This window comes from Streptomyces sp. NBC_01716, from assembly GCF_036248275.1.
Classification (GTDB): Bacteria; Actinomycetota; Actinomycetes; order Streptomycetales; family Streptomycetaceae; genus Streptomyces.
This window is the reverse complement of the sequence record NZ_CP109181.1, coordinates 4429838-4454802: the sequence shown is the minus strand read 5'-3', so window position 1 is coordinate 4454802 and position 24965 is coordinate 4429838. Positions and strand designations below refer to the sequence as shown.

21 protein-coding genes are annotated in these 24965 nt (G+C 70.7%); 14 read left to right on the top strand and 7 right to left on the bottom strand.

Translation table 11 applies throughout. The features are described 5' to 3' along the window. Positions 1 to 52 precede the first annotated feature (52 nt). Entirely contained in the window at positions 53 to 1033 is a 981-nt protein-coding gene (locus tag OIE74_RS19375; protein WP_329385193.1) for a DUF5926 family protein, read from the top strand. 631 nt (positions 1034 to 1664) lie between these two features. Here OIE74_RS19375 and OIE74_RS19370 read toward each other — a convergent pair. After that, positions 1665 to 2348, bottom strand: coding sequence for a bifunctional DNA primase/polymerase (locus OIE74_RS19370; protein WP_329385190.1), 684 nt, complete (start codon positions 2346 to 2348; stop codon positions 1665 to 1667). A 519-nt stretch (positions 2349 to 2867) separates the two neighbouring features. Here OIE74_RS19370 and OIE74_RS19365 point away from each other — a divergent pair. Both OIE74_RS19365 and OIE74_RS19360 read left to right on the top strand, forming a co-directional pair. Then, positions 2868 to 4397 carry a PP2C family protein-serine/threonine phosphatase gene (locus tag OIE74_RS19365; protein WP_329385188.1) on the top strand — a complete coding sequence of 510 codons (1530 nt, stop codon included), beginning with the start codon at positions 2868 to 2870 and terminating at the stop codon, positions 4395 to 4397. Between the two features lie 118 nt (positions 4398 to 4515). Then, positions 4516 to 6087, top strand: coding sequence for an aminopeptidase P family protein (locus OIE74_RS19360; RefSeq protein ID WP_443076162.1), 1572 nt, complete (start codon positions 4516 to 4518; stop codon positions 6085 to 6087). A 118-nt stretch (positions 6088 to 6205) separates the two neighbouring features. Here the strand turns inward: OIE74_RS19360 and OIE74_RS19355 are convergent, their stop codons facing one another. Beyond that, on the bottom strand, positions 6206 to 6691 hold the full coding sequence (locus tag OIE74_RS19355; protein WP_329385184.1) for an ATP-binding protein: 486 nt from the start codon (positions 6689 to 6691) through the stop codon (positions 6206 to 6208). Between the two features lie 192 nt (positions 6692 to 6883). Between OIE74_RS19355 and OIE74_RS19350 the strand changes: the two genes are divergently transcribed. From OIE74_RS19350 to OIE74_RS19310, 9 genes are all read left to right on the top strand, one after another. Next, complete coding sequence (locus tag OIE74_RS19350; RefSeq protein ID WP_329385181.1) at positions 6884 to 7741, top strand: hypothetical protein; 858 nt, start codon at positions 6884 to 6886, stop codon at positions 7739 to 7741. Between the two features lie 107 nt (positions 7742 to 7848). Further along, a complete protein-coding gene (locus OIE74_RS19345; protein ID WP_329385179.1) occupies positions 7849 to 8691 on the top strand; it encodes a YcnI family copper-binding membrane protein in 843 nt (280 codons plus the stop codon). 40 nt (positions 8692 to 8731) lie between these two features. Further along, positions 8732 to 9394 (top strand): SCO family protein, encoded by a 663-nt coding sequence (locus OIE74_RS19340; RefSeq protein ID WP_329385178.1) that lies wholly within the window; start codon positions 8732 to 8734, stop codon positions 9392 to 9394. Positions 9395 to 9429: 35 nt separating this feature from the next. Beyond that, entirely contained in the window at positions 9430 to 9897 is a 468-nt protein-coding gene (locus OIE74_RS19335; RefSeq protein WP_443076363.1) for a copper chaperone PCu(A)C, read from the top strand. Positions 9898 to 9911: 14 nt separating this feature from the next. Then, the gene (locus OIE74_RS19330; RefSeq protein WP_329385176.1) at positions 9912 to 11900 is read left to right on the top strand and encodes a copper resistance CopC/CopD family protein; all 1989 of its coding nucleotides are present in this window, start codon (positions 9912 to 9914) and stop codon (positions 11898 to 11900) included. Between the two features lie 83 nt (positions 11901 to 11983). Next, on the top strand, positions 11984 to 13210 hold the full coding sequence (efeB, locus tag OIE74_RS19325; protein ID WP_443076362.1) for an iron uptake transporter deferrochelatase/peroxidase subunit: 1227 nt from the start codon (positions 11984 to 11986) through the stop codon (positions 13208 to 13210). 89 nt (positions 13211 to 13299) lie between these two features. Next, positions 13300 to 14235: a prephenate dehydratase gene (gene pheA / locus OIE74_RS19320; RefSeq protein ID WP_329385171.1), complete on the top strand. Its 936-nt coding sequence runs from the start codon at positions 13300 to 13302 to the stop codon at positions 14233 to 14235. A 559-nt stretch (positions 14236 to 14794) separates the two neighbouring features. Next, positions 14795 to 16084, top strand: coding sequence for a serine--tRNA ligase (serS, locus tag OIE74_RS19315; RefSeq protein ID WP_329385168.1), 1290 nt, complete (start codon positions 14795 to 14797; stop codon positions 16082 to 16084). Continuing rightward, on the top strand, positions 16081 to 16935 hold the full coding sequence (locus OIE74_RS19310) for an HAD family hydrolase (protein WP_329385164.1): 855 nt from the start codon (positions 16081 to 16083) through the stop codon (positions 16933 to 16935). The genes serS and OIE74_RS19310 overlap by 4 nt, the downstream gene beginning before the upstream one ends. 350 nt (positions 16936 to 17285) lie before the next feature. Here the strand turns inward: OIE74_RS19310 and OIE74_RS19305 are convergent, their stop codons facing one another. The 5 genes from OIE74_RS19305 to OIE74_RS19285 all read right to left on the bottom strand — a co-directional run bounded on the left by OIE74_RS19305 (position 17286) and on the right by OIE74_RS19285 (position 21854). After that, a complete protein-coding gene (locus tag OIE74_RS19305; protein ID WP_329385161.1) occupies positions 17286 to 17978 on the bottom strand; it encodes a hypothetical protein in 693 nt (230 codons plus the stop codon). A 284-nt stretch (positions 17979 to 18262) separates the two neighbouring features. Further along, entirely contained in the window at positions 18263 to 18982 is a 720-nt protein-coding gene (locus OIE74_RS19300; protein ID WP_329385158.1) for an ABC transporter permease, read from the bottom strand. Between the two features lie 28 nt (positions 18983 to 19010). Continuing rightward, positions 19011 to 19922 carry an ABC transporter ATP-binding protein gene (locus OIE74_RS19295; protein WP_329385155.1) on the bottom strand — a complete coding sequence of 304 codons (912 nt, stop codon included), beginning with the start codon at positions 19920 to 19922 and terminating at the stop codon, positions 19011 to 19013. After that, complete coding sequence (locus tag OIE74_RS19290; RefSeq protein ID WP_329385153.1) at positions 19919 to 20800, bottom strand: ABC transporter permease subunit; 882 nt, start codon at positions 20798 to 20800, stop codon at positions 19919 to 19921. The genes OIE74_RS19295 and OIE74_RS19290 overlap by 4 nt, the downstream gene beginning before the upstream one ends. Beyond that, positions 20790 to 21854: an ABC transporter ATP-binding protein gene (locus OIE74_RS19285; protein WP_329385150.1), complete on the bottom strand. Its 1065-nt coding sequence runs from the start codon at positions 21852 to 21854 to the stop codon at positions 20790 to 20792. The genes OIE74_RS19290 and OIE74_RS19285 overlap by 11 nt, the downstream gene beginning before the upstream one ends. A gap of 264 nt (positions 21855 to 22118) precedes the next feature. On the opposite strand from OIE74_RS19285, the gene OIE74_RS19280 reads away from it, so the two are divergent. After that, complete coding sequence (locus OIE74_RS19280; protein WP_329385147.1) at positions 22119 to 22970, top strand: M24 family metallopeptidase; 852 nt, start codon at positions 22119 to 22121, stop codon at positions 22968 to 22970. Next, positions 22970 to 24913 (top strand): SDR family oxidoreductase, encoded by a 1944-nt coding sequence (locus OIE74_RS19275; protein WP_329385145.1) that lies wholly within the window; start codon positions 22970 to 22972, stop codon positions 24911 to 24913. Before OIE74_RS19280 ends, OIE74_RS19275 begins: the two co-directional genes overlap by 1 nt. Positions 24914 to 24965: the final 52 nt, after the last annotated feature.

Sequence of the window (24965 nt, the reverse complement as noted above, 5' to 3'; positions counted from 1 at the left end):
GTACGGCTAGGCTCGCGCCGACACCGCACTGCCGCCAACGGGAGAAGCCACCATGGCCAAGAAGCGCCCCCAGACCAAGGCCGCGAAGGCTCAGTCCGCGAAAGCTCAGCTCACGGACGGGCCGATTCCGGTCGTGGGCGCCCGCGAGCCCTGCCCGTGCGGCTCGGGCCGCCGCTACAAGGCCTGTCACGGCCGGGAAGCCGCCCACGCCGTCACCGAGCTGGTCCAGCGCCCCTTCGAGGGGCTGGCCGGCGAGTGCGACTGGATCGCGCTGCGCGAGCTGGTGCCCGCCGCGACCGCCGAACTGACCCTCAAGGGCGGCCTGCCCGACGGCGTACCGTCCGTGACGCTCGCGACCGTCCTGCCGATGGCCTGGCCCGCGCTGCGCCGCGACGACGGCTCCGTCCTGCTCGCCCTCCAGAACGACACGTCCTCCGGCGACCTCAGCCGCGACCTCGCCGACACGCTCCAGCGGGCACTGACCGCCGAGCCCGGCAACCCGGTCGCCGCGCAGCGCGTTCCGGCCGACGGGCCGCGCCTGCAGGACCTGCTGGACCCGGCGGCCGGCTTCGCGCCGGTCGTCCACCCCGGCTTCGAGTTCTGGGTGCCGGACGCCGAGAACACGACCCCCGAGGTGACGGCGTCGCTGGAGCGCGCCAACGCCGCGGCGATCCCGACGGTGAAGCTCACCGGCACGGACGCCGCGTACTGGTGCGAGACGCCCGACAAGAACCATCTGCGGTGGGTCATGCCGCACCCCGAGGAGAAGCTGCTCGACGCGCTCGCCCGGCTGCACGCCGCAGGCACGTCGAGCCTCGGGGAGGGGACGCGGCTCGTCGGCTCCTTCCGGGCGCACGGGCTGACGGTCCCGGTCTGGGACCTGCCGAGCGCGATGCGCGCGGAGGACTGCGAGAAGCCCGCCGCCGAGCTCCAGGAACGGCTGTCGGCCGCCCTCGCGGTGGACGCTCCGCTGACCGGGGACGAGCGGCGCGCGCGGGGCGGTCTCACCAACCGTCAAGTGACCCTCAGCTGAGCGTGACGGGCACCGTCGCACACAGTGACAGTGGTCACAACTGCCCGTACCGGCAAGTAATTTCTTGTCCGAATACATCAGATCGAATTTGCTAACCGCCGATCTCTTGTTACCGTTCTAGAAGCCCGGTCGCTGGTGCATCCCCCGTCGCCAGCGACCGGGCGCCTTCGTTCCCCGGCGCCCTTCCTGTAATTTCCGGAGTGGAGACTGCAGAGTTGCCGCGGCGATGCGGGCCTCCCGGCCGTCGCTACCGCGAAGTGGACCCGGCCCCTCAACTGGCCGACCGAGCAGCCGAGTTGCTGCCGGACCTGATCCACAGCGGCCCGGTCCCCTCGTCACTTTCCGCGAACTCGGCCACCGTCCGGTACCGCTCGGGCTTTCCCGCCGTATGTTCACGCGGAGTTTCACAAGAACCCGGCTCGTCGCCGTCTTCGGCCACGCGGTGGGACCGCACGGTGCGCCCCTCGGGCCCCATCAGGCCGAGCGCGGAACGCAAATTCATCACCTGACGCATTTCGGTGGTGCGTACGGCCCCGGGTACCCCCGTTCCCGTCCGGAACGCCGGTCTGGGCGCCGATCCCGTCACGCGACGTGAGCGCCGGGGTGCGTAGGCATCCCGGCGCCCCCGTGTTCAGTACGCGAGCCTGCTGCCGCCGTCCGGCGCGCTCGTGCTCGCCTCGACCAGTGCGTCCACGACCGCCTCCACGTCCGGCAGCCACGGCGACGCCGAGCCGGGCAGTGGCGCCCGCTCCCAGCGGACCTGACCGCCGACCGCCTCGGACGGCGGGAGCACCAGATAGCCGCCCTCGCCGTGGAAGCGGAGCGAACTGGGCACCCAGTCCTTGGCGAAGAGCAGCTCACCGAGCCGTTCCAGGGTGTACGGGGCCACCAGCAGCGACCAGCGCGTGGGGGTCGCCACGACCGGGCCGAGGCGCATCCCCATCTCCTCCAGTGCCACCAGCGCACGTTCCGCCGCGGCCGCGGGCAGACTCACCGCGCAGGGCGCGGTGCCCCCGGTGGCGAGCACGATCGGGGCCGTGGGCCGGTTGGCCCACCACCAGCGCACCATGCGTTCGTCGGTCGTGGCGGCCAGCAGGCCTGGGTCGAAGGGGTGCGCGCCGGGTACGGCGCACTCGGGATCCGGGCAGGCGCAGCCACGGCCGCGATCACCCCGGCCGCCGGACGTCTTGAGGCCGGCTCCGGGAAGTACGGGCCACTGCCACGCCGTGGCGCAGGTCAGCGCCGCTTCGAGTGGGGCAGGCATCCCCTTGCGCCTGAACAGGAGCCTGCGTCGCCTTCCGAGGATCTCGCGCATGAGCGCTCGTTCCTTTCCGTTGAACGCCGAGGTCCCCATGCCACACCGGAAAATCTGTGTGCATGGCTTCACTGTGCGTATCGCTGTGCGTACAGTCGACGCATGTCGTCGACGCTCCGCCGCCCCTTTGGACGGGGCACAGTCGGACTTCGCCAACCTGCGGCAGGGCTCACCGCTCCTGGGCCGAACGCAGTCTGTCTTCGTTAACGCGTGGCGATGGGTGGCGCACTCAATGGTCTGCCGTCGTGCTGTGACAGTCCTGCCACTCCGGGATGGCGCGCGGGCTACGGCGGTTAAGACGCCGGAGCCGTCCGTCAGGTTCCGAGGCCGTCCCAACTGCCCCTGTCCGTCACCGTTCACGTACCCGTCACGTGCGGAATGACGCTCCTCCTCGATGTCGCCTGCGCTTCACCGGGGAGGCCCCTGTCGAGTTCCCTCAGTCGATCGCAGAATACTGCGCTGGGGTCATTTTCTCGCCAAGTTAACCGTCGCACAGACACCAGTTGTTCCGCCAGGACAATGCTGGACATCGCCTCAGTTGTGCGTGTACATGTGGATGCACTGATAGTGGCGCAGAATCACCTGGTGGTTTGCGATGCTATTGCGCGAAACGCACCAGTCAGAAAGCCGGTTGCCATGAGCGCTCCGCACATGCCGAAAGTGGCTGGAATCGATTCAGCAGTTCCGGCTCCAGCGCACAATGTCGCGCCCCTCGACGAGCCCACCGGCGCGCCGGTGGTGATGATCCAGGACCGGCTCGCCGGCTGGGTCTCCGATCTGACCACCCTCCACGAACTCACCGAACGCCTGACCAGGACCGGTTCGGTGGACGCGGCGCTCAACGAGGTCGTACGGGCGGGCGCCGCCCTCGTGGGCTCCTCGCGCGGCCTGGTCGTCCTCGCCCCTGCGTCCCGCGCGGACGAGCACCTCCCCCGTACGACCGTAGGACTCGGTTTCAGCCATGGAGACCTCGGACAGCTGGAGACGGTGCCGCGCGCCGCGACCTCCTACGGAAGGCTGCTCGACGAGACCACCGCGCCCGCGACCGCGGCCGAGTCCGTAGGAGACGTCCTCGGCGACCCGGGTCTCGACCCGCGCCACCGTGACGTGGCCGTCCGGCTCGGCTACAGCGCCACGTACGCGGTCTCTCTCGCCGCCGAGACGGCGGGCCGGATCGGCGCCGCGGTCTGGTTTTACGACGAACCCGCCGAACCGGTCGAAAGGCAGCGCCATCTGGTGGGTCTCTACGCCCGGTACGCCGCCGAGCATCTGGCGCGCCTCCTGGAGCTGGAGTCCTCCCGCGCGCGTGAGGCGACGATCGCCGACGAGCTGCTGCCGGGCCGGCTCCCCCGCGTTCCCGGGGTACGGCTCGCCGTACGCCACCGCGCGGGCGGGGACGGCGGCGGCGACTGGTACGACGCGCTGCCGCTGCCCGACGGCGCACTGGGGCTGGCCGTCGGCTCGGTGAGCGGATCGGGGCCGAGCGCCCTGGCCGCGATGGGACGGCTGCGCGCCTCCCTGCGGGCGTACGCGGTGATGGAGGGCGAGGATCCCGTCGCCGTACTGTCCGACCTCGAACTGCTGCTGCGGCTGACCGAGCCCGCGCGCACCGCCACCGCGCTCTTCGCCTACGCCGAACCCGCGCTGCGCAGGATCGTGCTCGCCGGGGCCGGGCACGCGCCGCCGCTGATCGTGGGCGAGCGGCGTACGGAGTTCGTCGAGACGACCCTGTCGGCGCCGCTGGGAATGCTGTCCTGCTGGGAGGCGCCGAGCGTGGGTCTCTCACCCGCGCCGGGGGAAACGGTGCTGCTCTACACGGACGGCCTCCTGCGCCGTACCGGCGACCCGATGGACCGGGCCTTCGCCCGGCTGCACGCGGCGGCCGCGAGCGTGCCGAGGAGCCTGCGGGACGATCCGGGGGCGATCGCCGACCACGTGCTGCGGCTGGTGCTCCCCGGCGGGGCGGACGCGCGGGGCCCGGAAGCACGCGGCCCGGACGCGCGCGGGAGCGCGGAGGACATCGTGATGCTCGCGGTCCGCTTCGACTGAACCCGAGCAGAACCGGAGGATCCCTCTCCGGCCTGCTCCGAACGGCACACCCCCTGTGGTCCACCCGCCTGACGAGTTGTCCACAGGCCCCCTGGCCAGCCGCCCGTACAGACATACGATGGTGCCGGGACCCGAAAGGTCCAATGTCGTACAGAGGAGGCAGACCGTGGCCGAGGAGCTCATCCCGACAACGCCGGAGACCCCGGAATCGCTGGGAGATCAGGACACAGTGCTCGACGACGCCGACGAGGCGTCGGCCGGCAAGCCCGTGAAGCAGCGCAAGAACGGCCTGTATGTGAGCGTGTCCGACGAGCTGGCCGAGAACATGAAGTCGGGCTGGGCCGACACCGAGCTCCGCGACCTGGAGCCCGTCGCGCAGGCGCCGTACGCGGCTGCCCGCCGTGCCGCCCTGTCCGCGCGATTCCCGGGCGACCGCCTGGTGATCCCCGCGGGCGGCCTGAAGACCCGGTCGAACGACGTGGAGTACAGCTTCCGTCCCTCCACCGAGTACGCGTATCTCACCGGTGACCAGACCGAGGACGGCGTCCTCGTGCTGGAGCCGGAGCCCGCCGGCGACGGCCACCGGGCGACGATCTATCTCGTCCCCCGCTCCGACCGGGGCAACGGCGAGTTCTGGCTCGACGGCCGCTACGGCGAGCTGTGGGTCGGCCGCAGGCACTCGCTCGCCGAGGCGGAGCAGCTGCTCGGCCTGCCCGCGAAGGACGTCCGCGAGCTGGCCGAGGCGCTGCGCGAGGCCACGGGCCCGGTGCGGGTCGTCCGCGGGCACGACGCATCCATCGAGGGCGCGCTGGAGGACAAGGTCACCGCGGAGCGGGACAGCGAGCTGCGCGTCTTTCTGTCCGAGGCGCGCGCGGTGAAGGACGACTTCGAGATCGGCGAGCTCCAGAAGGCCGTCGACTCGACCGTCCGCGGTTTCGAGGACGTCGTACGGACCCTCGACAAGGCCGAGGCGACCAGCGAGCGCTACATCGAGGGAACGTTCTTTCTGCGGGCCCGGGTGGAGGGCAACGACATCGGCTACGGCTCGATCTGCGCGGCCGGACCGCACGCCACCACCCTGCACTGGGTGCGCAACGACGGGGACGTACGCCCCGGCGATCTGCTCCTGCTCGACGCGGGCGTGGAGACCCACACCCTTTACACGGCGGACGTCACGCGCACACTGCCGATCAACGGCCGGTTCGACGAGCTGCAGCGCAAGATCTACGACGCGGTGTACGAGTCGCAGGAGGCCGGTATCGCCGCGGTGAAGCCGGGCGCGAAGTACCGGGACTTCCACGACGCCTCGCAGCGGGTGCTCGCCGAGAGGCTCGTCGAGTGGGGCCTGCTCGAAGGCCCGGTCGAGCGGGTGCTGGAGCTGGGCCTCCAGCGCCGCTGGACGCTGCACGGCACGGGTCACATGCTCGGCCTGGACGTCCACGACTGCGCGGCGGCGCGGACGGAGGCGTACGTGGACGGCACGCTGGAGCCCGGAATGTGCCTCACGGTCGAGCCGGGGCTGTACTTCCAGGCGGACGACCTCACGGTGCCGGAGGAGTACCGGGGCATCGGGGTCCGGATCGAGGACGACATCCTGGTCACGGAGGACGGCAACCGGAATCTGTCGGGCGGGCTGCCGCGTACGTCCGCCGACGTGGAGACCTGGATGGCGGCCGTCAAGCAGGGCTGACCCGGGATCATCCCGGCTCCGGACACTCGCCGGAGCCGCCGGACAGTCACCGGTCGCCGGCCCGGCCGCGCCTCGCGCGCGGCCGGGCCGGCGCGTCCATGAGGCGGAAGGGGCCTGCTCAGACTCCGGCGGTCGTGCCGCCGAGGGCCACCAGCGGGGTCTCCTCGCGCCACTTCAGGATCTTGTCGAAGCTGATGACCGCTCCGCGCCCCGGCCGGTTACGGAAGTGGACGTGGTCGGCCAGCTGCTCGATCAGGGAGAGCCCACGGCCGTTCTCGGCGGTGAAGGCGGCCAGGGCCGCGGTCCGGGGCACGGCTCGGCGGGCGGGGAATCCGGGGCCGGAGTCGGACACCTCGATACGGCACTTCTCGCCGTCCAGATAGGCGGTCACCCGGTAGGCCGCCGAGGGCTGGGACGGGTCACCGGGCAGGTCGTCACCGCCGTGCTCGACGGCGTTCGCGCATGCTTCCGTCAGTGCGACGGACAGATCGAAGGAAATGTCGGGGTCGACGCCCGCGGTCTCCATCGTGCCGATCAGGAGACGGCGTGCGAGCGGGACGCTCGCGGCTTCGCGCCGCAAATGGAGGGACCACCAGATGCTCATGCTCCAGCCTCCTGGCCACAGCTCGACATACCGATACGTATTGCCCCTGTAGGGGACTCGTAAGCACACCGTCCGCGTGAAACAACTCATTCGGCGGACGCGCATGAGGTGCCCGCCGTTGTAGGGGACAGAACCTGATCTTCCGGACCTGCCGTACGAAGCCGCCGGCCGCAGTGCGATGATGACCCGGCCATGCCGGATCGTGCAGCACACACCGGAGCCGGTCTGCGGCTCCTGAGGGCCGCGGTGTTCACCGCGGTCTGTGTCGTGCTGTCCGGGACAGGACATGTACTCGCGGCCTGTCAGGCGGTCCCCTGGTGGACGCTCCTCGTCGGTTTCGCCGGGGTGTTCGCCGTCGCCGCGCCGCTCGCCGGACGCGTGCGTTCGCTGCCCGCCATCGCGCTCGCGCTGACGGGTGGACAGCTCGCGCTGCACGCCCTGTTCGGGATGAGCCAGCACCACCTCACGATGCGCGGCGGCGCCGACGACGTACTGATCCGTGTCGCGGCCAAGCTGATCTGCGGCGCCGGCCCGGCCTCGCTCAGCGCCGGGGACGCGCGCCGCATCGTGACCGACGCCGGGATCGACCCCGCCACGGTCGGCGGCGGACTCGCGCAGGGCGGTCACCTGCACGGCGCTTCCGCCGGAACAGCCGTGCACGCGGCGGCCGGTGGGACCGGCGGCGCCGGCGGGCTGCTGCCCGAGCTGCCGACCCTGCCCATGTTCCTCGCGCATCTGCTGGCGGCCCTCGCGACCGGCTGGCTCATGCGCCGCGGCGACCTCGCGCTCGCCCGGCTCGCCGCGCTCTCCTCCCAGGGCCTCGGCGACGGCTTCGGTGAAGTCGTCGCGGACAAGGCGCGGCTGCGGGCGCTGCGGGCCGCCCTCGGCCTCGTACGGGCCCTGAGCGCCGGACTCCCGCTCACGCCCGCCCCCGGGCCGGCCGCCCGGCCGGGCCCGCGCCACGACACTCCGCCGCCGTACGCGGGGGAGGCACTCCAGCACTCGGTGATCAGGCGCGGCCCGCCGGCCGGACTCGCTCTCGCCGCCTGACGCGACGGCACCTTCCGTACGGAGTACGTAGGGCGGTGACGTCGCGATGCCGTCGCGTATCCGCGCGCGGCCCAACGTCTCCCCCACACCGTGGAGTGTCTCCTGTCATGAACGCCTCTCGTACGAACACGTCTCGTCACGCCGTCCCGCGGCCGTCCACCACCGGCCGTACCCGCGCCGCGCGCCGCGTGGTGGTCGTCGGCGGCGTCGCCGCGACCGCCGTCGTGCTGCTCGCCGGCCCCGCCCTCGCGCACGTCGGTGTGCAGCCGGTCGGCGAAGCCGCCAAGGGCGGTTACGCGACGGTCAACTTCAAGGTGCCGAACGAGCGCGACGACGCATCGACCGTCAAGCTCGAAGTGAACTTCCCGACCGAGCACCCGCTGGCCTCGGTGTCACCACAGGCCGTGCCCGGCTGGAAGATCGCCGTCACCAAGAGCAAGCTCGCCGAGCCCATCGAGATGCACGGCAAGCAGATCACCGAAGCAGTGTCGAAGGTCACCTGGACCGCCGCGGCCGGCGGCGGGGTCGCGCCCGGCTACTTCCAGCAGTTCCCGCTCTCCGTCGGCCAGTTGCCCGAGGACGCCGACCAGCTGGTCTTCAAGACCCTCCAGACGTATGACAACGACGAGGTCGTGCGCTGGATCGACGCCCCGACCGAGGGCGCCGAGCCCGAGAGCCCGGCGCCGGTGCTGACCCTGACCGCCGCATCCGAGGACGGCCACGGCGCCGCGGCGGGCGCCAAGGCGAGCGACGCCGCCAAGGCCGGAGCCGACAAGGCGTCGGACGAGAGCGGGGGCGCGGACACCGAGAGCGCCGCCTCCTCCGACAGCAGCGACGGCATGGCCCGGGGCCTCGGTATCGCCGGCATCGTCATCGGCGTTGCCGGTGTCGCCTACGGCGTCCTGGGCGGACGCCGCCGTAACCCGTCCACCGGCACCCCCGCCAGCTGATCAGCGGGCGACCCGTACTCCACCAATGGGAACTACCTCCATGCGCAAGAAGACCTTGCTCACCGCCGCCGCACTCGCGGCGGTCGCGGCACTCACCCTGTCCGCCTGCGGAAGCGGCGGCGACGACGCCGCGTCGAAGCCGGTGGCGGACGTCTCCGCCCAGCCGAAGACAAAGGCGGCGACCGTTCTCGACAAGCCTTTCGAGAAGCCGAACCTCGTCCTGAAGGACACCGAGGGCAAGACGTACGACTTCCGCGAGGAGACCAAGGGCAAGCCGACGCTGATCTACTTCGGCTACACGCACTGCCCCGACGTCTGCCCGCTGACGATGAGCAACATCGCCATCGCCAGGAAGGCGCTCCCGAAGGCCGACCAGGACAAGCTCCAGGTCGTGTTCGTCACCACCGACCCCGAGCGGGACACCTCCGCCGAACTCGCCAAGTGGCTGCCGAGCGCGGGCGACCCGTCGTTCGTCGGCCTCACCGGCGACTTCCCGACCATCCAGGCCGGCGCGCGCCAGGTCGGCATCGGGATCGAGCCGGCCACCAAGGAGAAGGACGGCTCCGTCGTCTCCATGCACGGGGCGCAGGTGATCGCGTTCTCGCCGAAGACGGACGGCGGTTACGTCCTGTACGGCGAGGACACGACGGCCGACGACTACACGGAAGACCTGCCGAAACTCATCAAGGGCGAGACCCCGTGAGGGGGCGCGGCGGCCGTCCCGTACGCCGAGGGGTGATTCGTCGCCCGGTCGCCGGGGCGGTGCTGGTGTCCGCGGTGTCACTGGCGTCGGTGGCCTCGCTCGCCGGGTGCTCGTCGGCGGACGCGTCCGAGGACGAGCCTCAGTTGAAGGTCACCGGGGCGTTCATGCCCCGGCCCGTCAGCGACATGGCGTCCGGCTTCCTCACGGTCGCCAACAGCGGTGGCGCGGCGGACAAGCTCACCTCCGTCACCAGCGACATCTCGGACGACGTCACGATCCACGAGACGAAGGACCAGAAGATGCGGCAGGTGAAGTCCTTCGGCATCCCGGCCGGCGGCGAGCTGAATCTGGCGCGCGGCGGCAACCATCTGATGTTCATGGGCCTGAAGAAGAAGCTGGAAGAAGGCCAACGGATCTCGGTGGAGCTGCACTTCGAGAAGACCGGCCCGATCAAGGTCGACCTTCCCGTCAAGGAGACCACCTACAACCCCACGCGGCACTGAGGGACTGACTCACCATGACGGCCACCGCCCCCCGCTTCGGAACACGGCCCATACGGCTGCTGCTCATCACCGCCGTACTGATCGTCGGCCTCTTCGGCGCGCTCTCCGGTACGGCGTCGGCGCACGCGGCGCTGACGGGCAGCGATCCGAAGGACGGGGCGGTGGTCGATGTCGCTCCCAAGGAGGTCGCGCTCACCTTCTCCGAACAGATCGCCATGGGCGACGAATCCATCCGGGTCCTCGACCCCACCAGCAAGCGCGTCGACGTCGCGAAGATGCGTGATCTGAGCGAGGGCGGGACCGTCCGCTACGCGGTGGACCTCAAGCCCGGACTGCCGAACGGCACGTACACCGTCGCGTGGCAGGCGGTCTCCGCCGACAGCCATCCGGTGTCGGGGGCGTTCACCTTCTCCGTGGGAGCGCCGTCGAAGACCACGGCCACCGTGCCCGACCAGGAGGCCGGGGGCGGACTGGTCGGCTTCCTGTACGACACGGTGCGCTACATCTCGTACGCCGGGTTCGTGCTGCTCGTCGGCGGTGCGGCGTTCGTCCTCGCGTGCTGGCAACGCGGCTCGTCCGTACGGCCGTTGCAACGCCTCGTCGTCGGCGGCTGGGTCACCCTGACCGCGGCGACACTCGTCCTCCTCCTACTGAGGACGCCGTACACCGGGTCCGGGAAGCTCGGCGACGCGTTCGACCTGGGCGGGCTGACGGACGTACTGGACACCAAGACGGGGGCGGCGCTCGTCTCGCGGCTGCTGCTGCTCGGCGCGGCGGCGCTCTTCATCGCGGTGCTGTTCGGCGCGTACGCGAAGCGTGTAGCGGAAGCGGAATCGGAAGCGGAGTCCGGGGAGGGGGCGGGGGCCGGGTCCGACGCGGTGTCCGACGCGGGGAAGGCGAAGGCCGACCTCACCTTCGGGCTGGGCCTGGGCGGGACGGTCGTCGCCGCGGGCATCGCCGGGACCTGGGCGCTGTCCGAGCACGCGTCGACCGGGATCCAGACCGGTCTCGCCATGCCGCTCGACGTACTGCATCTGCTGGCCGTGGCCGCCTGGCTCGGCGGCCTCGTGTCACTGCTGGTCGCCCTCTACCGGACACCGGACATCGAACGCGCCGCCGTGCGGCGCTTCTCGCGGATCGCCTTCGGCAGCGTGGTCGTCCTGGCCGCGACCGGGCTCTACCAGGCGTGGCGACAGGTCGGCTCGTGGTCGGCGCTGACCGGTACGTCGTACGGGCAGCTCCTGCTGGCCAAGGTCGCGCTGATCGCCGTACTGCTCGGTGCCGCCTGGTTCTCGCGGCGCTGGACCGGGTTGCTGGGCGAGCACGCGAAGAGCGAAACCGAGACCGAGACCGAAGCTGAGACCGAGGCCGGCGAAGAAGCGGAAGCTGAAGCGGAGGGTGGGGCCGAGGGCGGGTCGGATCCCGGGCGCGCCGCTCAACTCGCCCGTCAGCGGACCGCGTTGGCCACCGCCCGTAAGAAGCGCGTCCGCGACGCCGACACCGAGCGCTCCGGGCTGCGCCGCTCCGTCCTTACGGAGGCGTGCGTCGCCCTTGTGGTGCTCGCCGTCACGACCGCGCTGACGGGCACCGAGCCCGGACGTACACAGGAGAAGGAGGTCGGCCGCTCGGGCACGGCCGCCGCCGCGCCTGCCGCGCCCGCCGGTCCCGTGGAGTTCACCGCGCCGTTCGACACCGGAGGCGCGAAGGGCAAGGGCACGGTGCGGCTCACCGTCGACCCCGCGAGCCCCGGCGGCAACGTCATGCACGTCTGGGTCGACGGCCCGGACGGCAAGCCGATGGACGTGCCCGAGGTGAAGGTCGCGTACACCCTCAAGTCCGAACAGATCGGCCCCCTCCCCGTCGTCCCTGAACTTCTGGCACCGGGACACTGGAGCTCAGGCACCGTACAGATCCCGATGCCGGGCGAATGGCATTTCCAGGTGACCGTGCGGACCTCGGACATCGACCAGACCACCATCGAGAAGAACGTGAAGATCGGTTGACCGTGAGCGACACCCGTACAACGACCAGCGGCACCGATGCCGGCGGCGGCACCGCCGGCGCCGGAGCTGATTCCACCCGCGCGATCTCCCGGCGGCGGCTGATCGGTACGGCCGGTGCGGCCGGCGCGGCGGGCCTCGTCGCCGGAGCGGCCGGCGGGAGCGCCACGTACGCCGCCACGCGCCCCGACGAGCCGACCGCGCTCGCCACGGTCGGCTCGGCCGCCGTCGCCTTCCACGGCGCCCATCAGGCCGGTATCACCACCCCGACGCAGGCCCGCGGCCATCTGGTCGCCCTCGACCTCGCACCGGGCGCCGGCCGCAAGGAGGCCGCCGCGCTGCTGCGCCGCTGGTCGGAGACCGCGCGGCGGCTCATGGCGGGCGAACCGGCCGGCGAACGCGACACCGGGGTCGCCCTGGACGCGGGACCCTCCGCGCTGACGGTCACCTTCGGCTTCGGCCGGACCTTCTTCGACCGCACGAAACTGGCCGCGCGGCGCCCCTCCGCGCTGGACCCGCTGCCGGCCTTCTCCTCGGACCACCTCGACGCACGCCGCAGTGAGGGCGATCTGTGGGTGCAGATCGGTTCGGACGACGCGCTCGTCGCCTTCCACGCGCTGCGCGCCCTTCTCAAGGAGGCGGGCGACGCGGCGAAGGTGCGGTGGCAGATGAACGGCTTCAACCGTTCGCCCGGTGCCACCGCCCGCCCGATGACGGCACGCAATCTGATGGGCCAGGTCGACGGCACGAACAACCCCAAGCCCTCGGAACCCGACTTCGACCGGCGGATCTTCGTCCCCGCGAAGCCGCCGGCCGGGACACCCGACTGGATGGCGGGCGGCTCGTACGCCGTCGTACGCCGGATCCGCATGCTGCTCGACGACTGGGAGGCCCTGCCGGCCGACCGCCAGGAGCTCGTCATCGGCCGCCGCAAGTCCGACGGCGCCCCGCTCACCGGAGGTACGGAGACGACCGCGCTCGACCTCGACAGGACCGGCCCGGACGGCAGGCTCGTCATCCCGGAGAACGCGCACGCCCGGATCTCGGCGCCGGAGCAGAACGGCGGGGCCGCGATGCTGCGCCGCCCGTTCTCCTTCCACGACGGGATCGCCGCTGACGGCGCCCCGGACGCGGGCCTGCTCTTCGTCTGCTGGCAGGCCGATCCGCTGAGGGGCTTCGTGCCGGTGCAGCGCAAGCTCGACCGGGGGGACGCGCTGTCGGCGTTCGTACGGCACGAGTCGAGCGGGCTGTACGCGGTGCCGGGCGGACCGCGCGAGGGCGAGTACGTGGGCCAGCGTCTGCTGGAGTCCTGAGGCGGGGCGGAGCCGGCCCACGATGCGGGTCCCGATGCCGGTCCCCGGTCCGGTCCTGCGCTGTCCGCCGGCCGGACTAAAGTGACCACATGTCGGCCACGCGCTATACGTACCTCGGCCCCGAGGGCACCTTCACCGAAGCCGCCCTCCGCACCCTTCCGGAATCCGCCACCCGGGAACTGATCCCGATGGTGTCGGTGCCCGCGGCCCTCGACGCCGTACGGCACGGGGACGCCGCGGCAGCCCTCGTACCGATCGAGAACTCGGTGGAGGGCGGCGTCACAGCGACCCTCGACGAACTCGCGTCGGGCGAGCCGCTGATGATCTACCGCGAGGTGGTGCTGCCCATCGCCTTCGCGCTCCTCGTCAGGCCGGGGACGTCGCTGTCCGACATCAAGACGGTGACCGGTCATCCGGTGGCGCAGCCGCAGGTGCGCAACTGGCTGCGGGCCAATCTGCCGAACGCGCTGTGGGAGTCGGCCGCGTCGAACGCGGACGGCGCGCGGCTGGTCCAGGAGGGCCGGTTCGACGCGGCCTTCGCGGGCGAGTTCGCGGCGGCGACGTATGGGCTCGAAGCCCTGGTCACCGAGATCCACGACGCGGAGAACGCGGAGACGCGCTTCGTCCTGGTGGGCCGGCCCGCGCGGCCGTCGGCGCCGACCGGCGCGGACAAGACGTCGGTCGTGGTCTGGCTCGGGGACGACCACCCGGGCGCGCTGCTGGAGCTGCTCCAGGAGTTCGCCGTACGGGGGGTCAACCTGATGCTCATCCAGTCGCGTCCGACGGGTGCGGGCATCGGTAACTACTGCTTCGCCGTGGACGCCGAGGGTCATATCGCGGACCGGCGTGTGGGCGAGGCGCTGATGGGGCTGAAGCGGATCAGCCCGAAGGTGCGCTTCCTCGGGTCGTACCCGAGGGCGGGCGTGGCTCCGGAGGACGTGGGGCGGCTGCGGGCGGGGACGTCGGACGCGGAGTTCATGGACGCCGCCGACTGGCTGGCGCGGAGCCAGGACGGCCGGATCTGAGCCGCCGGGGGCGGTGGGGGCGGCGGTCGGCCCCGGTTGTCCCCAGAGTTATCCACAGGCCGACCGTCCACCCTGGGGACAAGTCGACAGGTTCGGCGGACTCGGTCGACAAATCTCCTCAGCGACCATCCTTCCGTCCACAGGGCACGCGAGTGGCCCGTGTCACCCCAATTCCCTTGTTCAACTCGTCAGAGGGACCAAGTCCCACCCGAATGAGCGCGTGAGGCGGGTTGGGGAGAAGAATCCCCTTGGCCCCTCTTGGGCTTTCACCGCGAAATCGCTCGCGATCCACAGATTCCCCACACAGCCTGTGGATAACTTTCCGAGCAGGCACCCTCTGTGGACAACGTCGCCCCAAGTGCCGCTCACCACAAGGGAAATGGGTCAACGACACACGGACCGGTGCCTCTTTCCGGGGAATTGGCAACCCGTTATTGACGTAAGCGACCCCTCCTTTTCACCCTTTCCTCACTGTCCCCAATTGCGGCAATCCGGACAAAATGCCACGCGTTGAAAAAGGAGGTGAGGTGGCGGAACCGCGCACCGGTAGCCTGGTGGGGTGATTGACCTTCGCCTGCTCCGAGACGACCCCGACCGTGTCCGCGCGTCGCAGCGCGCCCGTGGAGAGGACGTGGGCGTCGTCGACGCCCTGCTCTCCGCCGACGAGCGGCGCAGGGCCTCCGGCGTCCGCTTCGACGAGCTGCGTTCCGAGCAGAAGAGCCTCGGCAAACTCGTGTCCAAGGCCGCCGGCGAGGAGAAGACCGAGCTGCTGGCGCGTACGCGTGAGCTGGCCGCAGCCGTGAAGTCGGCCGACGCCGTGCAGCACGAGGCCGACGAGGAGGCCAGGCGGCTGCTCCTCCAGCTGGGCAACATCGTGCACCCGGACGTGCCCGTGGGCGGCGAGGAGGACTTCGTCGTCCTGGAGACGATCGGCACCCCGCGCGACTTCGCCGCCGAGGGCTTCGAGCCCAAGGACCACCTGGAGCTCGGCGAGGCGCTCGGCGCCATCGACATGGAGCGCGGCGCGAAGGTCTCCGGCTCGCGCTTCTACTACCTGACGGGCGTCGGAGCCCTGCTCGAACTCGCCCTGGTGAACGCGGCGATCGCGCAGGCAACCGAGGCCGGCTTCATCCCGATGATGACCCCCGCGCTGGTCCGCCCGCGCGCGATGGAGGGCACGGGCTTCCTCGGCCAGGCGGCGGAGAACGTGTACCACCTGGAGAAGGACGACTTCTACCTGGTCGGTACGTCGGAGGTGCCCCTCGCCGCGTACCACATGGACGAGATCATCGACGCCGACAAGCTGCCCCTGCGGTACGCGGGCTTCTCGCCGTGCTTCCGCCGCGAGGCGGGGACGTACGGCAAGGACACCCGGGGGATCTTCCGGGTGCACCAGTTCGACAAGGTCGAGATGTTCTCGTACGTCGACCCGGCGGACGCCGAGTCCGAGCACGCGCGGCTGCTGGAGTGGGAGAAGCAGTGGCTCAGCGGCCTCGGGCTGCCCTTCCAGGTGATCGACGTGGCGACGGGTGACCTGGGTGCCTCGGCCTCGCGCAAGTTCGACTGCGAGGCGTGGATCCCGACGCAGGGCAAGTACCGCGAGCTGACGTCGGCGTCCAACTGCGACGGTTTCCAGGCCCGTCGGCTCTCCGTACGGATGCGGGCCGCGCAGGACGGCAAGCAGCAGGTGAAGCCGCTCGCGACGCTGAACGGCACGCTCTGCGCCGTCACGCGCACGATCGTGGCGCTGCTGGAGAACCACCAGCAGGCGGACGGTTCGGTGTGGGTGCCGGAGGTGCTGCGTCCGTATCTGGGCGGGCGCGAGACGCTGGAACCGATCGCCAAGTGAGCTCCGCCTCCGGCCCGGTGGCCTCTTCCGACTCCGCCTCCGCCTCCGCGTTCCCGTACAAGCTCGTCGCGACCGACCTCGACGGGACGCTGCTGCGCGAGGATCACGACGTCTCCGCGCGGACGCGTGCCGCGCTCGCCGCCGCCACGGAGGCGGGCGCCGCGCACATCATCGTCACCGGGCGGGCGGTGCCGTGGACGCGGGGCATCCTCGACGATCTCGGGTACGACGGATTGGCGGTCTGCGGCCAGGGCGCGCAGGTTTACCACGCCGGCGAGCACAGACTGCTGACGTCGGTGACCCTGGACCGCCAGGTGGCGGTCCTCGCGCTGTCGAAGATCGAGGCGGAGGTCGGCCCGCTGGCGCTGGCCGCGAGCCGGGACGGTCTCGACGGTGACGTACTGATCGGACCCGGGTACCGGGTGCACGACGGCCCGCTGCCCGCGGTCTTCCTCGACGATCCCGCCGAGATGTGGACCGCGCCGATCAACAAGGTCTACATCCAGCATCCGCGGCTGAGCGACGACGAGTTGGCGGGGGTCGCGCAGGAGACCGTCGGGAACATGGTCGCCGTGGTGATGGCGGGTCCTGGGGTCGTGGAGATCCTGCCGCTGGGTCTGAGCAAGGCGACGGGGCTCTCGCTGGCCGCGCGGCGGCTCGGTGTGACGGCGGCCGACACGATCGCGTTCGGCGACATGCCCAACGACATCCCGATGTTCGGGTGGGCGCGGCACGGTGTGGCGATGGCCAACGCGCATGAGGCGCTGAAGGCCGTGGCGGACGAGGTGACGGCGTCGAACGACGACGACGGCATCGCGGTGGTGCTGGAGAAGCTGCTTCAGCAGGGCTGAACGCGGGCGTCGGGGAAGGGGGCGGTCCGCGCGGACGCGCGCTCGAAGCGACCGCCCCCTCGGGCGGGTCACCGTCGGCCGCACGGAGCGGAAGTGGTTACTCCGGTGCCGGGTCGGGACTGCCCTGTCGGGAACTCGACGGACTCGTACTGCCGGTCATCGCCGCGCTCCTCTCCCGGTCCAGTGGTACCTGCCACCACCACTGTGCACCGGAGCGGGAGTCCGGCGCCACCGAGTTATTCGTGACCGGCTCCGGAAGTCGGCGTACGGCCCGCGTCGACAGCCTGCCGGCGTCTGCCCGCGTCCGCCCGCGAATGTGCCACGGACGGACGCGAGCCCGCTGGAGCGGGTCAGCGGCGCTTACGGCCGCGGCGCAGATCCTTCAGCTGATGGACGACATCGTCCACCCGGGCATCCACGCGGTTGATGTCCTCGGACATCTGGCAGAGCCGGTTGCTGATCGCCCCGACGACCTGATTGGTGGCGTCGAGCCGCCGGTCCAGACTGTCGAGCCGGTACGACATCCGGTTCAGCACCGGTCCCAGCTCCTGGAGCGCCACGCCGACACCGCCGAGGCAGGACTCCACGTCGGTGACGCGCCGGTCGAGCGACGCGTACCCCTCACGCCAGCCTTCTTCGGCGTCGAGGAGATACGTGCGGACGCGTCGGGCGATGTCGCTGTCGCGAAGGAGCATCGCGATGTTGAGGGCGGCGCGACGGGTGTAGAGCGTGAGTCCCGAGCGCCTCTGTGGATAACTTCCGTCGCTCCCGGATGAGAGTGACATGTTGTCACTCTGATATTCACGCAGGTCAGGACCGCGCAGCACCTGCATCCCGTTCTCGGACAGCTCGGCGCGGTGGCGCGCCGTCAACTGCCTGATGACGCCTGTGGATACTTCGAAGTAGCGCGCGACTCCGTCTGTCGTGTTGTGGATACCGTCCGGGAGCATGATCAAGGCCTTCACCTTGTCGAGCGCCTCGACGCGCCCCAGATGCTCGACGCGCATGGTGCGCGATTCGAGCAGGGTGACTTCCGATGGCATGAGTGTGTGCCTTCCATTCGTGAACCGATGATGGACGGCCCTCACCCCGGGCTTCAGGGGTGGAGGTCGGCTCACGGTGGCTACTCACTCAATGACCGGTGCGGCTTTCGAATCGGCACCGGCAATCCCCAGTTTCACGAACTCTCGACGTCACGGACTCCAGTTGCCTCCACGCACACGGAACAACGAGCCGATAAACGTACAGTTACGCGGCAACCCCCCACCCGAAGGGAGGGGGTCGCGGCGGCGCGCACACTCAACTACGGCGGTGGGAAGCCCTCCGCTCACTCCTCGCCGGCGAGCGTCAGCGTGCGCAGCTTCCGCCCCGCGTACCAGGTCGCGGCGGCCGTCACGCCCACCAGCAGCACGACGGCCAACGGCAGTCCGACGTCCGAGGCGATCATGCCCTCGCCGCTGGTCTTCTCGGCGACCGCGAGGGACCACTGCTGGACGCTGAGCGTCCGCGCGCCCGCGACCAGGCTGCCGAACAGCGTCTCCCACACCAGCGCGTAGACGAGGCCGATGACGACCGCGTGCCTGCTGACCGTGCCGAGCAGCAGGAACAGCGCGCTGTAGGCGATCGAGGCGACCAGCGCGGCGATGGTGTACGACACCGCGATCTGCTGGCCGTTGCCGTTGAGGATCATTCCGGCGATGAAGGTGGGGACCGCGGAGAACACCATGGTCACGGAGATCGCGACGATCAGCTTCGTGAAGATGATCGACGGCCGCGTGACCGGCTTCGCCAGCAGATAGACGATCGATCCGTCGTCGATCTCGGGGCCGATGGCGCCCGTTCCCGCGATCACGCCGATCAGCGGGATCATCGTGGCGAGGGCGAAGCCGCCCAGGACGTCCGCGGCGACCTGGTCGTCCACGCCGTTGAAGGCCCTTATGGCCACGGCGATGAGGACCAGCAGGGCCGGCAGGATGAGGAGGACGGCGGCCCGGCGCCGGCCGAGCAGGGCCCGGTAGGTGAGCCGGGCGACTGTGGGGTGGTACATGGACGTCACAGCTCCTTGTCAAGGCCGCTCAGGCCGCTACGAGGTACGAGAAGACCGATTCGAGGGACTCGTCGGACGGCGAGACCGTGAGCAGCCGGATGGAGTGCTCACGGGCGACCCTCGGCAGCAGCTCGGTGAAGCGCCCGAAGTCGACGGCCTGGATGCGCAGCGCGCCCTCGGTGAGGTCGACCTCGATGCCGGCCGTCGAGGGGTCGGCGATCAGCGCGGCGGCCAGGACGCGGTCGTCGCTGGACCGTACGAGGTAGCGGTGCGGCCGGTCGGTCATCAGCCGGCGGATCTTGCGGAAGTCGCCGGACGCGGCGTGCCTGCCCGCGACGATCACCTCGATGTGCGAGGCCAGCTGCTCGACCTCCTCAAGGATGTGCGAGGAGAACAGGACGGTGCGGCCGGAGTCGCCCATGCGCCGCAGCAACTCCATCAGTTGCATGCGCTGGCGCGGGTCCATGCCGTTGAAGGGCTCGTCGAGGAGCAGTACGGACGGCTCGTGGACGAGCGCGGAGGCCATCTTCACGCGCTGCCGCATGCCCTTGCTGTACGTCGCGATCTTGCGGTCCTGCGCGTACTCCATCTCGACGGTGGCGAGCGCCTTCTGGGCCGCCTTCTTACCGAGGCCGTGCAGTTCGGCGTTGGCGACGACGAAGTCGAGCCCGGTGAGGAAGTCGTACATCCCCTCGCGTTCGGGGACGATGCCGACCTGGCGGTAGACGGACTCGTTGCGCCAGATCGCGTCGCCGTCGAGAGTGACGCTTCCGTTGGAGGGCGCCAGGAAGCCGGCCATCATGTTGATGAGCGTCGACTTGCCCGCGCCGTTGGGTCCGAGCAGCCCGGTGACGCCGGGGCCGACGGTCATCGTCACGTCGTTGACGGCGACCACGTTGCCGAACCAGCGCGACGCGTGCTCGATGTTGATGGTGGTCACAGCCCGACCTTCCGGTAACGGCGCATGAGGACGGCGTACGAGCCGAGGATGAGCGCGAGAACGACCAGCAGATAGACGACTCCGACACCGGCCGACGGCCCGTCCGAGCCGGGGAACGACGTGGAAGCGCCGAGGAACGCGGTCTGTACGCCGTCGATGAGCGTGATGGGTGAGAAGAGGCCGAGCCACTGGACGGCGCCGGAGGAGCCGGTCTCGAAGGCGATGGCCTGGACGGTGGAGACAGCGCCGTAGGTGATGGTCAGCGTGGCGATCACGGCGGCGACACCGAAGCCGCGGCGCGGGGTGAGGGCGGCCAGCACCAGGCCGAGTCCGCCGAAGAGCAGCGAGAGAAGCGCCACGGAGACGAGCCCCTGTCCGAAGCCCGTCGTCTGGTCGACGAAGTCCATCTTGGCGAGCAGCGAGCCGATGTAGAGGACCAGGAGCGGTGCGGCGGTCAGGACGAAGAGGGCGGAGGCCATCGCGCCGTACTTGGCGACGACGTAGTCGAAGCGCTCGATCGGCCGCGAGAAGTACAGCGGCACCGTCTTGAAGCGCAGGTCGCGCGAGACGGACTGCGGCGCCTGGGCGGCGAGGAAGAGCGCGATGAGGGCCTGGGTGAAGATCGCGTACCGCGTGTACTCGACGGGCAGGTCGTTCGACTTGGTGGCGACGGCGACCGCGACCATGATCGCCGCGGGTACGCACATCACGGCGAACAGGATCATCGGCAGGATCTTGGACTTGGCGGACCGGCCGAGGCCGTAGGAGCCGCGCAGGGACTGCGAGTAGAGGGAGCGGCGGGCGTAGGCGCGGCCGAGCCGCGGGCCGTCGTAGTTGCGGTAGCCGATGTTGTGGATCTGGGTGAGATCAGCGCTCATCGCTGCCGCCTCCCTTCTGAAGTGCGAATTCCGCGGTGCCCTGCTGCGCCGGTACGGGCTGTCCGTCACCGGTGGCCGTCCGGGCGTCCCGCGCGGCCTCCTGCGCGGCGTCCTTCGCGCGGAAGACCTCGGCGATGTGGTGGCGGCGCTGTTCCATCCGTACGAGACCGAGCCCGAGTTCGGCGACGGTGTCGCGTACGACGTCGTACGTCTCCTCGCCCTTGGCCTCGATGAGCAGGATGTGGCCGGCGCCCGGCAGCCCGTCCTCCTCGCCCGCGTGGAGCGAGAGCCCGGCCGTGGTGAGGGCCTCGCGCAGGGCGCGGGTGCCGTCCGGGTGGGTGTCGGTGTCGGTGACCTCGACGGCGAGTGTCGCGGTGTTCTGCGTGAAGTCGCTCGTGGAGCTGGAGCGCAGCAGTTTGCCGCCGTCGATGACGACAACGTGGTCACAGGTGCGTTCGAGCTCGCCGAGGAGGTGCGAGGTCACGAGGACGGAGATGCCGAAGTCCGTGTAGACGCGGCGGATCAGGTTGAGCATCTCGTCGCGGCCGACGGGGTCGAGGCCGTTCGTCGGCTCGTCGAGGAGGACGAGTTTGGGGTCGTGGACCAGCGCCTGCGCGAGTTTGACGCGCTGCTTCATACCGGTCGAGTAGCCGCCGATGGGGCGGTACCGCTCCTCGTACAGGCCGACGTGGCGCAGCGTGTCCGCGGTGCGTTCACGGGCGGCGGTCGGCGGGAGGCCGGACATGCGCGCCATGTGGACGACGAGTTCGGTCGCCGAGACATCGGGCGGCAGGCAGTCGTGCTCGGGCATGTATCCGACGCTCTCGCGGATGGCGGCGCCGTCGGTGGCGACGTCGAACCCAAGCACTGCGGCCCGGCCTTCCGTGGCGGGGGACAGACCCAGCAGGATCTTGATCATGGTGGACTTGCCGGCTCCGTTGGCACCCACCAGACCGGTCACGCCCGGTCCGATGTCCAAGGAGAGCCGGTCAAGCGCGGTTACCCGGGGGAACCGCTTACTCAGGCCTTCAGTGGCGATCACAGTCACGTTCATGACGGTAGTGGCGCACACCACAGCGGACGTCAGCCCTGGCGGCTGTCTCGGGGTCCCCCTTGAGACGTACGGACCCGTAAGGGCAGCGTAAAAAGTTACGACGAAGGTTCCGGGTCGGCGAGGTTATCCACAGGCTGGGAGGGGGCCTTGACGCAGCCGCCGGACATTGTCACATTCATCAGTGTCAAGTTACGGGCACGTACGGCGATCGGGCGCGGCGAGGGCGGTCGGGCAGCACGCCCGCGATCGGCACGGAGGGGTGGCATGGCTTCAGCGGTGACGGCAGAACAGGCCGCGGAGCTGCGGGGATTCAGATCCGTGCAGCGGCTGGCCTACGAGTGCGCCGAAGCGGTGGCCGCGCGCCTGCGGCCGGGGGTCACGGAGCGCGAGGCCGCCCGGATGCAGCGCGAGTGGCTGCGGGCGCGCGGGGTGCGCGACTGGTTCCATCTGCCCTTCGCCTGGTTCGGGGACCGCACGGCTTTCACGGGGTTCCGGATCCCGCTCCAGTTCTTCCCCACCAACCGCAGGCTGACGGAGGGCATGCCGTACATCCTCGACATGGCACCGGTCCACGGGGGTTTCACCGCCGATGTCGGCTACTCGGGCTGTCTGGGCGCCGACGGCACCAATCCACTGCACGACAAACTGCTCGCCGATCTCCGGGCACACCGTGAGCTGATCCTGCGCGAGGTGCGCGAGCGGCGTTCGCTGCGGGAGATCTACGAGGACGTGGACCGGCTGATGGTCCGCCAGGGATACGAGAACAGACACCGGGCCTACCCCTTCGGTGTGATCGCCCACAAGATCGACCGCGTGCGGGACCGGCGCTGGTCACCGCATGTCTTCGGCTTCGGTACGCAGGCGCTCAAGGGCCTGGCGAGCGACGCGCTGCACGGGCACCGGGACGGCTGGTCGCCGCTGTGGAGCCCGTACAGATTCTCCGACCACCCGCCGAGACCCGGGCTGTGGGCGGTCGAGCCGCACCTCGGATTCCGCGGTACGGGCGCCAAGTTCGAGGAGATCCTGGTGGTCACCGACTCCGGGGACCCGGCCGAGAGCGCGTTCTGGCTGGATGATGATCTGCCGCATGTGCGGCGTTGGGCGAAGGGTGCGTGATGTCGCTTCAGTCTGTTCCGTCGCCGTCGGGCGGGCCGGTGGAGGTGCGGGAGCGCCGGGTGCGCACGGGCGGGGTCGATCTGTGCGTGGCCGAGCTGGGTGACCCGGCGCGCCCGACCGTCCTGCTCGTGCACGGCTATCCGGACAGCAAGGAGGTCTGGTCCCAGGTCGCGGGGAGGCTCGCCGAGCGGTTCCATGTGGTGCTGTACGACGTCCGGGGGCACGGTGGCTCGACGGCGCCGAAGCCGCTGCGTGGCGGCTTCACCCTGGAGAAGCTGACGGACGACTTCCTGGCGGTCGCCGACGCGGTGAGCCCGCGCCGGCCGGTCCATCTGGTGGGGCACGACTGGGGGTCCGTGCAGGGCTGGGAGTTCGTAACCGTACGGCGCACGTCGGGCCGTATCGCCTCCTTCACCTCGATGTCGGGGCCGTCGCTGGACCACTTCGGACACTGGATCAAGCGGCGGATGACCCGGCCCACGCCGCGCGCGCTGGGCCAACTGCTGGGCCAGGGCGCCAAGTCCTGGTACGTGTATCTGCTGCATACGCCGGTGCTGCCCGAGCTCGCGTGGCGCGGGCCGCTGGGCAGGCAGTGGCCGAGGATTCTTGAGCGGTTCGAGAAGGTGCCTTCGGGGCGGAGGTCCCCGGCACCGGGCGGCGGGGCGGAATCCGGGGGCGGGCGGCAGGCCGACCCGTATCCGACGGCCTCGTTGCCGGACGACGCCGCGCACGGCGCCTGGCTCTACCGGGACAACGTCCACGCGCGGCTGAGCAGACCGCGCACCGACGCGCACGCGCACGCACCCGTCCAGCTGATCACCCCGACCGGGGACGCCTTCCTCTCCGAACAGCTCTACGACGATCTGGAGCGGTGGGTGCCGCAGCTGGTGCGTCGTACGCTCCCGGCCAAGCACTGGGTGCCACGGACGCGGCCGGATCAACTGGCCTCCTGGATCACGGACTTCGTCACCGCTCACGAGCCCGAACCGGCGGATGAGGCGGACGAGGCAGAGGGCACGGCGAAGGCGTCGAAGGGCGCGGCGCTCGGGCCGGCGGGCAAGGCCCGCCGGGAGAGCCGGGCCCGCCGGGCACGGGACCTGGTGGCGAGCGGGCCCTACGGGGAGCGGTTCGGCGGGCAGTTGGTCCTGGTGACCGGGGCTGCGAGCGGCATCGGGCGGGCGACCGCGTTCGCCTTCGCCGAGGCGGGCGCCCGGGTCGTCGCGGTCGACCGTGACGCCGAAGGGGTCGCCAGGACCGCCGAGATGGCCCGGCTGATCGGCGCCCCGCGGGCGTGGGCCGAGACCGTCGACGTCAGCGACGAGGAGGCGATGGAGAAGCTGGCCGAGAAGTGCGCCGCCGAGTACGGCACCGTGGACGTGCTGGTGAACAACGCGGGGATAGGGCTCTCGGGGCCGTTCCTGGACACCACCAGCGAGGACTGGAAGAAGGTCCTGGACGTCAATCTCTGGGGCGTCATCCACGGCTGCCGGATATTCGGCGGACAGATGGCGGCGCGCGGCGAGGGCGGGCACATCGTCAACACCGCTTCGGCGGCGGCCTATCAGCCGTCGCGTGCGCTGCCCGCCTACAGCGCCTCCAAGGCGGCGGTCCTGATGCTCAGCGAATGCCTGCGCGCGGAGCTCGCCGGACAGGACATCGGGGTCAGCGTGATCTGTCCCGGCTTCGTGAACACCGGCATCACGGCCACCGCGCGGTTCACCGGGGTCTCGGCGGAGGAGGAGAAACGGCGTCGGAAGCGGACGGCCCGGCTGTACGGGCTGCGCAACTACCCGCCGGAGAAGGTCGCCGACGCGATCCTGCGGGCCGTCGTCCGCAACGAGGCCGTCGTGCCGGTCACGCCGGAGGCCCGGGGCGCCCGGCTGCTGTCCCGCTTCGCGCCCAGGACGCTGCGCGCGATCGCCCGTCTGGAACCGCCGCTGTGAACAGGGACGAAGAAGCCGTGAACCGCGACGGCGAGACCCTGAACTCCCAGGC